The 12,969-nt window shown below is 72.2% G+C and carries 14 protein-coding genes; 8 read left to right on the top strand and 6 right to left on the bottom strand.

The features are described from left to right. Positions 1-16 precede the first annotated feature (16 nt). Complete coding sequence (locus ASC82_RS00505) at positions 17-649, bottom strand: TetR family transcriptional regulator (RefSeq protein ID WP_056639807.1); 633 nt, start codon at positions 647-649, stop codon at positions 17-19. Between the two features lie 238 nt (positions 650-887). On the opposite strand from ASC82_RS00505, the gene ASC82_RS00500 reads away from it, so the two are divergent. The 4 genes from ASC82_RS00500 to ASC82_RS00485 all read left to right on the top strand — a co-directional run bounded on the left by ASC82_RS00500 (position 888) and on the right by ASC82_RS00485 (position 4,829). Beyond that, positions 888-2,246, top strand: a complete 1,359-nt coding sequence (locus tag ASC82_RS00500) for a glycosyltransferase family 4 protein (protein ID WP_056639804.1) — start codon at positions 888-890, stop codon at positions 2,244-2,246. 91 nt (positions 2,247-2,337) lie between these two features. Continuing rightward, positions 2,338-3,084 (top strand): class I SAM-dependent methyltransferase, encoded by a 747-nt coding sequence (locus tag ASC82_RS00495; RefSeq protein WP_056639801.1) that lies wholly within the window; start codon positions 2,338-2,340, stop codon positions 3,082-3,084. Continuing rightward, a complete protein-coding gene (locus ASC82_RS00490; protein WP_056639799.1) occupies positions 3,081-4,166 on the top strand; it encodes a prenyltransferase in 1,086 nt (361 codons plus the stop codon). Before ASC82_RS00495 ends, ASC82_RS00490 begins: the two co-directional genes overlap by 4 nt. 174 nt (positions 4,167-4,340) lie before the next feature. Continuing rightward, entirely contained in the window at positions 4,341-4,829 is a 489-nt protein-coding gene (locus ASC82_RS00485) for a hypothetical protein (protein ID WP_242427533.1), read from the top strand. Here ASC82_RS00485 and ASC82_RS00480 read toward each other — a convergent pair. The 3 genes from ASC82_RS00480 to ASC82_RS00470 all read right to left on the bottom strand — a co-directional run bounded on the left by ASC82_RS00480 (position 4,826) and on the right by ASC82_RS00470 (position 7,906). Next, positions 4,826-5,842, bottom strand: coding sequence for an LLM class F420-dependent oxidoreductase (locus ASC82_RS00480; RefSeq protein WP_056639793.1), 1,017 nt, complete (start codon positions 5,840-5,842; stop codon positions 4,826-4,828). The two genes, ASC82_RS00485 and ASC82_RS00480, sit on opposite strands and share 4 nt — an antisense overlap. 122 nt (positions 5,843-5,964) lie before the next feature. Next, positions 5,965-6,849, bottom strand: coding sequence for a DUF5336 domain-containing protein (locus ASC82_RS00475; protein WP_056639789.1), 885 nt, complete (start codon positions 6,847-6,849; stop codon positions 5,965-5,967). A 112-nt stretch (positions 6,850-6,961) separates the two neighbouring features. Continuing rightward, positions 6,962-7,906 carry an N-acetylmuramoyl-L-alanine amidase gene (locus ASC82_RS00470; RefSeq protein ID WP_056639785.1) on the bottom strand — a complete coding sequence of 315 codons (945 nt, stop codon included), beginning with the start codon at positions 7,904-7,906 and terminating at the stop codon, positions 6,962-6,964. 165 nt (positions 7,907-8,071) lie between these two features. Here ASC82_RS00470 and ASC82_RS00465 point away from each other — a divergent pair, with 165 nt between their 5' ends. After that, entirely contained in the window at positions 8,072-10,018 is a 1,947-nt protein-coding gene (locus ASC82_RS00465; protein ID WP_242427500.1) for a hypothetical protein, read from the top strand. 73 nt (positions 10,019-10,091) lie between these two features. Here the strand turns inward: ASC82_RS00465 and ASC82_RS00460 are convergent, their stop codons facing one another. Further along, entirely contained in the window at positions 10,092-10,721 is a 630-nt protein-coding gene (locus tag ASC82_RS00460) for a class I SAM-dependent methyltransferase (protein WP_056639783.1), read from the bottom strand. A gap of 47 nt (positions 10,722-10,768) precedes the next feature. Beyond that, a complete protein-coding gene (locus ASC82_RS00455; protein WP_079038957.1) occupies positions 10,769-11,125 on the bottom strand; it encodes an ATP-binding protein in 357 nt (118 codons plus the stop codon). Between the two features lie 135 nt (positions 11,126-11,260). On the opposite strand from ASC82_RS00455, the gene ASC82_RS00450 reads away from it, so the two are divergent. Genes ASC82_RS00450 through ASC82_RS00440 form a run of 3 tightly spaced genes read left to right on the top strand, consistent with a single transcriptional unit; the run spans position 11,261 to position 12,814 of the window. After that, complete coding sequence (locus tag ASC82_RS00450; RefSeq protein ID WP_056639777.1) at positions 11,261-12,109, top strand: helix-turn-helix transcriptional regulator; 849 nt, start codon at positions 11,261-11,263, stop codon at positions 12,107-12,109. Further along, the gene (locus ASC82_RS00445; protein ID WP_056639775.1) at positions 12,069-12,350 is read left to right on the top strand and encodes a DUF397 domain-containing protein; all 282 of its coding nucleotides are present in this window, start codon (positions 12,069-12,071) and stop codon (positions 12,348-12,350) included. The genes ASC82_RS00450 and ASC82_RS00445 overlap by 41 nt, the downstream gene beginning before the upstream one ends. A gap of 2 nt (positions 12,351-12,352) precedes the next feature. Then, positions 12,353-12,814 (top strand): hypothetical protein, encoded by a 462-nt coding sequence (locus ASC82_RS00440; RefSeq protein ID WP_056639772.1) that lies wholly within the window; start codon positions 12,353-12,355, stop codon positions 12,812-12,814. The last annotated feature ends 155 nt before the right edge of the window (positions 12,815-12,969 follow it).

Below are 12,969 nucleotides of genomic sequence, written 5' to 3'. Positions count from 1 at the left end.
GGCGGGACGCGAGCGCTCAGCGCGCCGCCGGGCCCGTCGCCGGTGCCGTCAGGTCGATCAGCCGGCAGACCGTCTCGATGTCGATCTTCACCTGCGCGATCGAGGCGCGCCCGGACAGCCAGGTGATCAGCGCGGAGTGCCAGGTGTGCTCGATCACCCGCACCGCCGACAGCTGCTCCGGGCTCGGGTGCTCCGCCCCCATCGCGTCCAGGATGATCGCGGTCGTCAGCCGCGAGACCGTGTCGACCTCCGGGCTCACCCCGCGGTCCGCGAAGGTCAGAGCCCGCACCATCGCGTCGGCGAGCTGGGGTTCCCGCTGGAGCGCCCGGAAGGCCCGCATGAGGGTCTCGGAGACCCGCTCCGCCGGGTCCGCGCCCGCCGGCGGCCGCTTCCGCAGGGTGGTGTGCATGTGCTGGAGCTGGTCCTGCATCGTCGCGACCAGCAGGTGGATCTTGGACGGGAAGTAGCGGTACAGCGTGCCGAGGGCCACCCCGGCCGCCTCGGCGACCTCACGCATCTGTACGGCGTCGAAGCCGCCCCGCGCCGCGAGCTGGGCGCTGGCGTCCAGGATGCGGCGGCGCCGCGCCTCCTGGCGCTCCGTGAGGGCCGGTGCCGAGGGGCTGAGGTCCGCTCTGTTGTCTGCGGTCATGAGGTCCCGTTCCGTGCGGTGGGAGCGGAGGTGGGGAGCGACAGTATCGCGGTCCGGCCGTCGTGGCGCGAATCACCTGTTCCGGCTCTCACCACGGGGCTACCTGCCGGTAGATTCTGTCCTCCTTGAACGCTCAAGAAGATCATGCAAGAAGATCGAGAACGATCAAGTCTGTAACTTGTTCTAGATTAGCGCGAGCGGTTACGCTCCGGCGAAACACGCTCGAAGGGGGTCGCGCATGACCGCGGAAGCCATAGAGGCAAGCCCGGCAAGCCCCCGACAGGGCGTCACCGCGGACGGTGCCGGGCCCTTGCGGATCGCTCTCCTCACGTACAAGGGGAACCCGTTCTGCGGCGGCCAGGGCGTCTACGTCCGCCACCTCTCCCGTGAGCTCGCCCGCCTCGGTCACCACGTCGAGGTCATCGGCTCCCAGCCGTACCCCACGCTCGACGACGGCGTGCCGCTCACCGAGATCGCCAGCCTCGACCTCTACCGCTCGCCGGACCCCTTCCGGACGCCGAAGCGCGACGAGTACCGGGACTGGATCGACGGCCTCGAGGTCGCCACCATGTGGACCGGCGGCTTCCCCGAGCCGCTCACCTTCTCCCTGCGGGCCCGGCGCATGCTCGCCGCCCGACGCGGCGACTTCGACGTCGTCCACGACAACCAGACCCTCGGCTACGGCCTCCTCGGCGGCCCCAGGGCCCTGGGCGCGCCGCTCGTCACCACGATCCACCACCCCATCACCGTCGACCGGCAGCTCGAACTCGACGCCGCCGCCGACTGGAAGCGCCGCGCCTCCGTCCGCCGCTGGTACGCCTTCACCCGCATGCAGAAGCGCGTCGCCCGCCGGATGCCGTCCGTCCTCACCGTCTCCGGCACCTCGCGCCAGGAGATCGTCGAGCACCTCGGCGTACGCGAGGACCGCATCCGGGTCGTCCACATCGGCGCCGACACCACGCTCTGGTCCCCGGACCCGGCCGTCGCCGAGGTCCCCGGCCGGATCGTCACCACGTCCAGCGCCGACGTCCCCCTCAAGGGCCTCGTCCACCTCATCGAGGCGCTCGCCAAGCTCCGCACCGAGAACCCCGACGCCCACCTCGTCGTCGTCGGCAAGCGCGCCGAGGACGGCCCCGTCGCGCAGGCCATCGAGCGGTACGGGCTCGGGGGAGCCGTCGAGTTCGTCAAGGGCATCACCGACGCGGAACTCGTCGACCTCGTGCGCTCCGCCCAGGTCTCCTGCGTGCCCTCGCTGTACGAGGGCTTCTCGCTGCCCGCCGCCGAGGCCATGGCCACCGGGACGCCGCTCGTCGCCACCACCGGCGGCGCGATCCCCGAGGTCGCGGGAGCCGACGGCGAGACCTGCCTCGCGGTGCCGCCGGGCGACGCGGGGGCGCTGGCCGCCGCGCTCGGCCGGGTCCTCGGCGACGCGGAGCTGCGGGCCCGTCTCGGTGCCGCGGGCCGGGCCCGGGTCCTGGAGCGCTTCACCTGGGCCCGCGCGGCCCAGGGCACCGCCGAGCTCTACCGCGAGGCCGTCGCCCGCCAGGGAGCCGGGCAGGCAGCCGGCCGAGGCGCCCGCCAGGGCATCGCCCGGTGACGACCCCGCTCACGCGGGCCCGCCCGCACCGCCCCCTCCAGCCACACCCGCACCCGCACCACCCCCGTCCCGACCGCGAAGGCAGGCCCTCGTGCTGACCGTCGACTTCACCCGCTTCCCGCTCGCCCCCGGCGACCGCGTGCTCGATCTGGGCTGCGGTGCGGGCCGGCACGCCTTCGAGTGCTACCGGCGCGGCGCCCAGGTCGTGGCCCTCGACCAGAACGGCGACGAGATCCGCGAGGTCGCCAAGTGGTTCGCGGCGATGAAGGAGGCCGGGGAGGCGCCCGCCGGGGCGACCGCCACCGCGATGGAGGGCGACGCCCTCAACCTCCCCTTCCCCGACGAGTCCTTCGACGTCGTCATCATCTCCGAGGTCATGGAGCACATCCCGGACGACAAGGGCGTGCTCGCCGAGATGGTCCGCGTCCTCAAGCCGGGCGGCCGGATCGCGATCACCGTGCCCCGCTACGGCCCCGAGAAGATCTGCTGGGCGCTCTCCGACGCGTACCACGAGGTCGAGGGCGGCCACATCCGCATCTACAAGGCCGACGAGCTCCTCGGCAAGATCCGGCAGGCCGGCCTCAAGCCGTACGGCACCCACCACGCGCACGCCCTGCACGCGCCGTACTGGTGGCTGAAGTGCGCCTTCGGCGTCGACAACGACAAGGCCCTGCCGGTCCGCGCGTACCACAAGCTCCTGGTCTGGGACATCATGAAGAAGCCCGCCCTGACCCGGGTCACCGAGCAGCTGCTCAACCCGGTCGTCGGCAAGAGCTTCGTGGCGTACGCGACCAAGCCGCACCTGCCCAAGGCCGACGCCGCGGACGCGGCCAAGTGACCTCTCCCGAGCGGATCGCGGAGCACCTCGTCCTGCCCGGGGTGCTCACCGCCGAGCAGGCCGCCGAGACCGTCACCGGGATACTCGCCGTGCAGCGCGAGGACGGGGCCATACCGTGGTTCCGGGGCCACCACCTCGACCCGTGGGACCACACCGAGGCGGCCATGGCCCTGGACGCGGCCGGCGAGCACGCCGCCGCCGACCGCGCCTACGCGTGGCTCGCCCGCCACCAGAACAACGACGGCTCCTGGTTCGCGGCGTACCACGACGGCGAGCCCGACCAGGTCACCGACCGGAGCCGGGAGTCCAACTTCGTCGCGTACATCGCCGTCGGCGTCTGGCACCACTACCTCTCCACCGGCGACGACGCCTTCCTCGACCGGATGTGGCCCGTCGTCTACGCGGCCGTCGAGTTCGTCCTCGGGCTCCAGCAGCCCGGCGGCCAGATCGGCTGGAAGCGCGAGGCCGACGGCACGCCGGTGAACGACGCGCTGCTCACCGGCAGTTCGTCGATCCACCAGGCGCTGCGCTGCGCCCTCGCCATCGCCGAGGCCCGCGAGGAGCCGCAGCCGGACTGGGAGCTGGCGGCCGGTGCGCTCGGCCACGCGATCCGCCGGCACCCCGAGCGCTTCCTCGACAAGTCCCGCTACTCGATGGACTGGTACTACCCCGTCCTCGGCGGCGCGGTCACCGGACCGGACGCGCTGGCCCGCATCGAGGCCGACTGGGACGCATTCGTCGTGCCCGGCCTCGGAGTGCGGTGCGTGATCCCCAACCCGTGGGTCACCGGCGGCGAAAGCTGCGAACTCGCCCTCGCCCTCTGGGCGATGGGGGAGTCCGACCGGGCCCTCACGATCCTCCAGGACATCCAGCACCTGCGCGCGAAGAACGGCATGTACTGGACGGGGTACGTCTTCGAGGGCGAGAAGGAGAGCGACAAGGCCATGTGGCCCGAGGAGCAGACCAGCTGGACGGCCGGCTCGCTGCTGCTCGCGGTGGCGGCCCTCGGCGGCGAGGAGGCCACCGTGGCCGTCTTCGGCGGCGAACGCCTCCCGACGGGCCTGGAGCCCGACTGCTGCTGAGCGGGACGTCGCCGGCGGGCGTCCGTGCGGGGCGTGCCCCCGTTCGGAGCCGCCCCGGTGGCGCATGCCCCGGGCCGGGGTGAGGCTGGCGCCACAAGCCCCCAGGGAGGTTCCGTCGTGCCCAGAAGTCCTTCGCGCGGTGTCGTGGCACTGCTGCTGTCCTGCGTCCTGCTGATGACCACCGCCGCCTGCAACGGCGACGACGAGCAGAGCGCGAGCGGTGCGGCGACGCCGACGAGCACGAGCACCTTCGAGCAGCAGAAGCTGGCCAAGACCCGGTTCGTGGCGAACGCGGGGCTCGCCGCGGGTGCCACGTACCAGTGGATCGTGAAGCCGTACCGCGCGGGCAAGTTCACGAAGGGCGCGGACGGGCGGACCTTCGCCCTCGTGAAGGCCGGGCTCGCGGGCGCGTTCACGTACAACCGGCTCAAGGCGGCGGTGAACAACGCCAAGGGCGACCCGCTGCTCTCGAAGGCGGTCGTGCCGCTCACCGCCGGGATCGAGTCGCTCAAGGAGCTCGGGACGAAGCTCCGCAAGGGCGAGGCGGGCGACGCGGACGTCGGCGCCTTCGAGTCCGTCATCAACAGCATCAAGGACGCGGGCAAGAGCGCCGGCGCCGAGGTCGTCGACAAGGTGCCGAGCACATCACAACTCGGCGGTTAGCGTGACGCGTTGAGCTCCGCGAGGGTGCGGAGCGTGACGGGGTCCGGTGAGGTGACCAACAGGTCCGTCACCGGGCCCCGCCGCCATGTGTCGAGGCGTTCTGCGATCCGCTTCCTGGGGCCGACGAGCGAGATCTCGTCGGCGAAGGCGTCCGGTACGGCGAGCACGGCCTCCTCGCGCCGCCCCGCCGCGAACAGCTCCTGGATGCGGCCGGCCTCCTTCGCGTATCCCATCCGCCCCATGAGGTCGGCGTGGAAGTTCCGGGCGGCGTGCCCCATGCCGCCGATGTAGAAGCCGAGCATCGCCTTGACGGGCAGCAGCCCGGCCGCCACGTCCTCGCAGACCTGCGCGCGGACCATCGGGGCGACGAGGAAGCCCTCGGGGAGCTTCGCCGGCAGCGCGTACACCTCGGCCCAGCGGTCCGGGGACCAGTAGAGCGGCAGCCAGCCGTCGGCGATGGCGAGGGTCTGCGCGATGTTCTTGGGGCCCTCGGCGCCGAGGAGGACGGGGAGGCCGGCCCGGAGGGGGTGCGTGATCGGCTTGAGCGCCTTGCCGAGCCCGGTGCCGTCCTCGCCCGCGTACGGGTGCGAGTGGAAGCGCCCGTCGAGCGCGACGGGCCCCTCCCGGCGCAGCACCTGGCGGATCACGTCCACGTACTCGCGGGTGGCGGTCAGCGGGGAGCGGGGGAAGGGACGGCCGTACCAGCCCTCGACGACCTGCGGCCCGGACAGGCCGAGTCCGAGCATCACGCGCCCGCCCGACAGGTGGTCGAGCGTGAGCGCGTGCATCGCGGTGGCGGTCGGGGTCCGGGCCGCCATCTGCGCGACGGCGGTCCCGAGCTTGATGCGGGAGGTGTGCGCGGCGATCCAGGTCAGCGCGGTGAAGGCGTCGGAGCCCCAGGCCTCCGCCGTCCACACGGAGTTGTACCCGAGCCGCTCGGCCTCACGGGCGAGGTCGAGATGGGCGGGGGAGGGGCCGCGGCCCCAGTAGCCGAGGGCGAGTCCGAGGCGCATGCCGGGCAACCTTTCTGACGATCCGTCAGCTCAGTTCCCCGGGACTGTACGCCAACGGCCCCCCGCCCGGAAGTGATTCCGGACGAGGGGCCGTCGAAGAGCCTTCGAAGGGCTGCGCGGGATCAGCCGCGCTGGATGCCCGTCGTGTCCTGGAGGACGCCGCGGCGGCCGTCCTGCGTCTGGGCCACCAGGGCCGGACCGCGCTGCTCGACCGCCAGGTACCAGGTACCCGGGGCCAGCTCGGCGATCGGGGCCTGCGAGCCGTCCTCCGCGTACAGCTGGCGGGCGACCGGGACCGCGAACCAGAACGGCGTGAAGTCCGCGGAAGGCTGCGCCGCGGCCTGCGGCTGCGGGGCCGGGGCGGCGGCCTGCGGCTCCGGCTGCTGCGGAGCGTGCGGCTGGGGGGCGTGCGGCTGCGGGGCACCCTGCGCACCGAACGGCTGGCCCGCACCGTGCGACGGGTCCTGCGGAGCACCGTACTGCTGCTGCGCACCCGGGTAGCCGTAGCCACCGGGGACGCCCGGCTGACCCGGCTGACCGGGCTGCATGCCGTACGGCTGCGGGGTCTGCGGCTTGGGCGCACCGACGAGCGGGGCCTTGAGGGCGGGCACCAGCGGACCGGCGACGGCGGCACCGGCGACCACGAGCGAGGCGATCAGGCCGAGGATGAGGCCGGCACCGGCGTTGGTCGCCTCGAAGATCCACATGAGCAGGGTCCAGGCGGAGGCGATGGTGAAGGCGGCACCGACCTGGCCCAGCTCCAGACCGGCCACCTTGCGCTGCTGCGGCAGGGCGCGGGAGGCGACCACCAGCGCGGCGCCGGCGATGCCGAGGAAGAAGGCGCCCCAGCCGAGGGGCGACGCCTCCCAGGAGTTCGTGGTCGGCACCTGGTCGCAGATGGCCGGGGCGGCGTCACAGCCGGAGATGTCCAGGAAAGAAGCGATGAACAGCACCACCGCTGCACCGATCAGCACGCCATCGCCTCGGGTGAGGGAGCGGATATTCACGTAAGAGTCCTTCGTCGGGTCGTCGTCGCGTCGTCGTCGCGTCGGGGTGGCGCTCAAGGTCGTGGCACGGGGGCGGCCCCATATTACGGAGCGAATCTATCGCTCGCGGGTTCTACCCGTTGAGGTAGGTGGCGATGCCGTCCGCGATGCCCCGGGCGGCCTTCTGCCGCCAGGCCGCCGACGTCAGCAGCTCGGCATCCTTCGGATCACGCATATTGCCGCATTCCACGAAGACCTTGGGGACGGTTGAGAGATTCAGCCCGCCGAGATCGTCGCGGACGTCCAACCCTGTGCCCGCGCCCAGGTAGTTGGAGGGGGACGTGCCCGTCGCGCGCGCGAAGCGGTCGGCGATGTTCTCCCCGAGTTCACGGGACGGCCCGACGATCGGGGCCGTGTCCGCGGCGCCGGAGCTCACCCGGGCGGGCAGGATCACGTGGAAGCCGCGGTGGCCGACGGCCGAACCGTCCGCGTGGACGGAGACGACGGCGTCGGCGCCGGCCTTGTTCCCGATCTCGGCCCGCTCGTCGATGCAGGGGCCCCAGGGGCGGTCCGCGTCGTGGGTGAGGACGACCTTCGCGCCGCGCGCGGTGAGGAGGTCCCGCAGCCGGTGGGAGACGTCCAGGGTGAAGGCGGCCTCCGTGTAGGCCGCTTCCGTGGCGGTGCCGTTCGTGGAGGTGCCGGTCGTGTCGCACTCCTTGCGGCCCGTGCCGATGTTCACCTTCGCGTTGATCTCCCGGGAGTGCCGGAAGTTCCCGGGGTTGTGGCCGGGGTCGACGACGACCGTCCGGCCGGCGAGGGAGCGGGATTCCTGGGGCGCGGAGGAGTCCGGGAGCGGAGTTCTGGTCTGCTGTCCGTCCGCGGCGGCGGAGGAAGAGGGCCCGCTCGGTGTGGCGGCGGACACGGCGGGCGGCGGCGTCTGCGTCCCGCCCTTCCCGGCCGTCGGGGAGGCCTCGGACGCCTGGGAGGCTCCGCAGCCGGCGAGAGCGGCGCAGGAGCCCGCGACGGCCAGCGCGAGGGCGAGGGTACGGGGGGCGGTCTTCCGGTGGTCGTACGGCACCCCGCGACTTTAGGCCCTGGGCGGGGGGAATGCCGGTAGCGGGTAGGTCGCAGGTTGGTCACCGGCTTCGCGGAACCGTGGACGCGTGTGCGTGGACGGTGAAGGGTAGGTGGAAAGAGGCGACGGTGGGGTGTCACCGCGCATGGACCCACGAGGGGAACCGTGGTGGGGGAAGAACCGAACGACGCACGTCCTGAGCCGTCCGACCGCATTCCGGGGGACGGACCGTTAAACAGACCGCCGCAGGGCACGCCCGGTGCCCAGAACGGCGCCAGTAGCAGCGACAGTGGCAGCGGTACGGGTGGGGGCTTCGGGGGGCCGGCGCCCTGGGAGGCTCCTGCTCCGGGAGCTTCGAGCGCTCCGAGTGCTCCGAGTGGTCCGAGCGCGCCGGGAGCTTCGAGCGCCCCCGGCGCCTCCGGAGCCCCGGCCCCCGGCTTCGGCCCGCCGCCTGGAGCCGCGCCCGGACAGGGACAGGGATACGGATACGGCTCCCAGCCCGGCACCGGCCCCGGCCCCGGCCCCGCGACCGCGCCCGGCTGGGCCGGCGCCGGGACGCTGCCGCCGCCGCCCGCCGCACCGCCGGGTTACGGCCCGCCGCCCGGCCCCGGGCCGCGCGGCGACGCGAACCCGGCGCAGGCCGCGCTCGTAGGCCTGCTCAACCTCTCCTGCCTGGGCCTCGGTTACGTCGTCCTGCGCAACTGGATCGGCGCCGCGCTCTGCTGGGCCGCCACCGTGGCCCTGCTCGTCCTGGCGCTCCCCGCCGACGTCGACGGCGTGCCCGCGGGCCTCCTCATCGGCTACGGCGTCTTCCTGCTCCTCGTCGCCGCCGACGGAGCCCGCCGCGGCCTGCGGGCGACCCTCAGCCTCGGCGCCTCCTTCCGGCGCCTGGCGCTCCCGCTCGCCGTCGTGCTGCTCGCCGTCCCCGCGGGCGGTTCGCTCGCCTACGGGGCCGCCCGCGACGAGGCGAAGGAGCAGGCCCTGCTCGAACGGCTCTCCGCGGCGGACGCGCAGGTGAAGTCGGCCGACGGCCTGGCCTTCGACAAGGCCGAGCCGATCCTGGCCAAGGCGCTCGACGCGTACGAGGACCTCGGCACGAACAAGGCGGGCTCGCGGGCCGGGAAGCTGGTCCCCGCGCGGCTCGACGCGTACTACGAGTCGGTCTCCGCCCCGTACAGGAACAAGACGTACTGCGAGGCGATCGCCCCGCTCAAGCACCTCAGGGGGCTCGGGGGCACCTTCGACAAGGACCTCCTGGGGGCCCGGCCCGCCAAGACCGACGACCCGCTGGCCCACTCCCTCTACGAGTGCGGGACGTCGGCGCTCGGCGTGTCCACCGCCACCCCGGCGGCCGAGGAGAGCCTCAACGAGCTCTTCGACACCTTCCCGAAGTCCTCTCACACCACCCGCGTCGAGCCGGCGGTCCGGGCGGCGATCAAGACCCGCACGGCCGCGCTCGACAGCGGCACCACCCCCTGCGACACCACCAACGAGCTCCGCACGCTCCGGCGGTCCCTCCTCGCCGTGTCGGACGCCGCGCTCGACGGTGCCACGCGCGAGGCCAAGGAGGCGGTCCAGCGGGGCGACTTCGCCTGCGGGACCGACCAGTTCAAGGACAAGGACTACGACGACGCGGCCAAGACCATGACCGAGTACGCCAAGGAGTACCCGGACAGCACGCAGGCCGCGCACGCCCGCTCCATCGCCATCGCCGCCGAGATCGCCGACGAGGAGCCGGCGGCCGGCAAGAGCCTGCCCCCGGCCACGGTCCCCGGCGGCTCCCGGATGATCATGGTGGTGAGCAACGACGGCCCGGGTGAGGTCGAGCTGCTCTACACCGGTCCGATGACCGGCAAGGTCACGCTCAAGACCTGCACCACCTGCACCAAGTACCCCGGCCCGATCCTCTCCCAGGGCAAGAAGATCAAGGCCTGCACCGGGCCGTCCTCGAAGTACCCGAAGGCGACCCTGCTGCTCCCCGCCGGCGACTACCACTTCCTCCAGAAGCGGGTGTCCACCGGCACGTCCACGGCAGGGGACACCAAGTCCAGCAAGGCGAAGATCGAGCCGGGCTACAGCTACACCAACTGCCTGTACGTGACGTCAGGCTTCTGAGTCCGCGTTCATCCCGACGGCCGTCACCTTGCGAGGGGGCGGCCGTCGGAGCGTCTCGGAGTGTCTCGGAGCGTTACAGGCGGCGCAGGACCCGCAGCGAGTCGGTGACCGAGATCTCCTCGAAGTCGCCCGACTCCAGCGCGCGCAGGTAGATCCGGTACGGAGCCTGGCCGCCGTCCTCCGGGTTCGGGAAGACGTCGTGGATGACGAGCAGGCCCCCGGGGGCGACCTTGGGGGCCCAGCCCTCGTAGTCGTTCGTGGCGTGCTCGTCGGTGTGCCCGCCGTCGATGAACACGAGGCCGAGCTGCCCGCCCCACGCCTTCGCGACCAGCGGCGACCGGCCCACGACCGCCACGACGTACTCCTCCAGGCCCGCCTTGTGCAGGGTCCGGCGGAAGGTGGGCAGGGTGTCCATGAGCCCCACCTCCGGGTCGACGACGGTCGGGTCGTGGTACTCCCAGCCCGGCTGCTGCTCCTCGCTGCCCCGGTGGTGGTCCACGGTCACCGCGACCGTCCCCGCCTGCCGGGCCACGTCCGCGAGCAGGATCGTGGACCGCCCGCAGTACGTCCCGACCTCAAGGAGCGGCAGCCCGAGCTTGGCGGCGTCCGTGGCCGCCTCGTACAGCGCGAGGCCCTCCCCGACGGGCATGAAGCCCTTCGCGGCCTCGAAGGCGGCAAGGATCTCGGGCGCGGGCACGGACATGGTGGTCTCCTACTGGCGAGTACGCGGCTACGGCCGCCCATCGTGCCCTACGCGTCGCACTCGAACCACACCGTCTTCCCGTCGGCCCGCTCGTCGACCCCCCACCGGTCCGTCACCGCCTCCACCAGCGCGAGCCCCCGCCCGCTCTCGTCGAGCGGGTCGGCGCATTTCGCGATCACCGTCCCGGGGACGGCGTCCGCGACCTCCACCCGCACCCCGTACGGCTCCCGCAGCATCAGGACGGAGCACCGCCGCCCCGGCACGTGCCGCACGACGTTGGCGACGAGCTCGGTGAGCGCGAGGGCCGCCGGGTCGGCGAGGCGGTCGAGCTCCCAACGGGTGAGGTAGATGCGCAGGATGCGGCGCATGTGACCGGCCGAGTGCTCACCGACGGTGAACCCCATGCGGTAGCTCGTCGCAAGTGCCGCAGGATAGAGGTCTGTTGCCTGATTCATGCCTCCAGATTGGGCGGCCTTCGTTACGCTCGGCTACGGACTGAACGCAACGCCTCACCGCGTGAGCTTGGGGGTGACCTCGTCGTGGTCAACATCCGCAGCCTGGATCCCAGCGCCTCGCCGCTGGACTACTACGGATCGGAACTCCGCCGCCTGAGAGAAGGGGCCGGCCTTAGTCAATCGCAGCTGGGCGACATCCTCTTCTGCACCGGCTCGCTCGTCGGCCAGGTCGAGACGGCGAGAAAGGTCCCGACCAGGGAGTTCTCGGAGCGGCTGGACGCCGCTCTGATGACCGGTGGGTTCTTCACACGCCTGGTGGGGCTGGTGCTGAAGAGCCAACTGCCGACGTGGTTCAGGCCGTACGCGGACATGGAGGCGAAGGCGACGTACCTCTGCTCCTTCCAGGCGCAGCTGGTCGACGGTCTGCTTCAGACGGAGGGATATGCCCGGGCTCTCATGGGCGCCAGGTTCGAGAGCGAGCTCGACGCTCTGGTCGCCGCGCGCATCGAGCGCCAGCGAATCCTGGACCGTGAACACCCGCCGCTGCTCTGGGTCGTCATGAGCGAGGCGGCACTGCGCCAGGAGATCGGCGGACGTGGGGTGATGTGGGAGCAACTGGCCCACCTGTTGGGGATGCAGGAGCGCGAATGGGTGAAGATCCAGATGCTTCCGTTCGAGGTCGGGGCGCATGCGGGATCGCACGGTTCCTTCACCCTCCTTCGCTTCGAGAGCGACCCCGACCTCGTCTACACCGAGGACTTCGTCCAGGGACATATGACCGTGGATTCGGCCGCGTTCAGGGAGGGGTCGCTCCGTTACGATCGCCTCCGAGCGGCCGCTCTCTCGGTGGAGGACTCGTCCGCGCTGATCACCCGCGTCATGGAGGAACACTATGGAGACCAACAGGAACCTGGCGGGAGCGCGCTGGCGTAAGTCCTCGTACAGCGCCGACAACGGCGGGCAGTGCGTCGAATGCGCCCCGCTCGGCGCTGCCGCCTGGCGCAAGTCCTCGTACAGCGGTGACAACGGCGGCGAGTGCGTCGAGGTCGCCGACCTCACCGCCCACATCGCCGTCCGTGACTCCAAGAACCCCGAAGGCCCCGCCTTCCGCGCCACCCCCGCCGCCTTCGCGGTCTTCGTGACGGCCGCCGCCGAGGGGCGCATCGGTCGCTGAGCATGACGACCCTCATAGGGACGATGATCCTCGCCATCGGCCTGCCGGCCTGGGCGGGGATCACGTACGTCGGGCTGGTCCGGGCTCGCCGGGGCAACGAACTGCCCCAGCCCGATCCGCCCCGGCTCCGCCGTACACCGGCCAAGAAGGCCGCCTGGATCGCCGGGCTCGCCTACCTCGCGGGCGGGGCGCTGCACCTGTACGGGCTCTCGTACCTGCCGTTCCTCTTCCCGGAGGACGCGTGCTGGTTCAACGCGGGGTACATGGGCGTCCCCGACTCCAGCAGCGCGCTCCCCGTCAGTCTGGTGTGCGCGGGCGAGGAGATCGTCCCGTGGTGGCTGAACCCCGCGCTGCTCGTCCTCGCGGTCACCGCCGTCGGCGCGACCGTCACGAGCGTCGTCCTCGCGCTGCGGCGCCGCGTCGCGCGGCGAGCTCTCCGGACGGCGGATCGCCGTTCCGCGTAACGGACTTCGCGGTCAACTCTTGCCGAGCGATGTTTACTCGGGGTTAAGTAGCGTCGTGCGCGTCAGGGACTGACCATCCCGTCGTGACGCGCCTACGTCATCGGCGGTCGGGGGGACACCACCGCCACGGGGGAAGAACGGCATCGCCGCATCGC

Source organism: Streptomyces sp. Root431, assembly GCF_001426585.1.
In the GTDB taxonomy this organism is placed as follows: domain Bacteria; phylum Actinomycetota; class Actinomycetes; order Streptomycetales; family Streptomycetaceae; genus Streptomyces; species Streptomyces stackebrandtii.
This window is presented reverse-complemented; position numbering and strand designations above follow the sequence as displayed.

What these genes read in the sequence shown, in the direction of transcription:
- ASC82_RS00505 (WP_056639807.1), bottom strand. Translation starts at nt 649, where the DNA reads ATGACCGCAGACAACAGAGCGGACCTCAGCCCCTCGGCACCGGCCCTC.
- ASC82_RS00500 (WP_056639804.1), top strand. Translation starts at nt 888, where the DNA reads ATGACCGCGGAAGCCATAGAGGCAAGCCCGGCAAGCCCCCGACAGGGC.
- ASC82_RS00440 (WP_056639772.1), top strand. Translation starts at nt 12,353, where the DNA reads ATGACGACCCTCATAGGGACGATGATCCTCGCCATCGGCCTGCCGGCC.
- ASC82_RS00455 (WP_079038957.1), bottom strand. Translation starts at nt 11,125, where the DNA reads ATGGGGTTCACCGTCGGTGAGCACTCGGCCGGTCACATGCGCCGCATC.
- ASC82_RS00445 (WP_056639775.1), top strand. Translation starts at nt 12,069, where the DNA reads ATGGAGACCAACAGGAACCTGGCGGGAGCGCGCTGGCGTAAGTCCTCG.
- ASC82_RS00480 (WP_056639793.1), bottom strand. Translation starts at nt 5,842, where the DNA reads ATGCGCCTCGGACTCGCCCTCGGCTACTGGGGCCGCGGCCCCTCCCCC.
- ASC82_RS00460 (WP_056639783.1), bottom strand. Translation starts at nt 10,721, where the DNA reads ATGTCCGTGCCCGCGCCCGAGATCCTTGCCGCCTTCGAGGCCGCGAAG.
- ASC82_RS00485 (WP_242427533.1), top strand. Translation starts at nt 4,341, where the DNA reads ATGACCACCGCCGCCTGCAACGGCGACGACGAGCAGAGCGCGAGCGGT.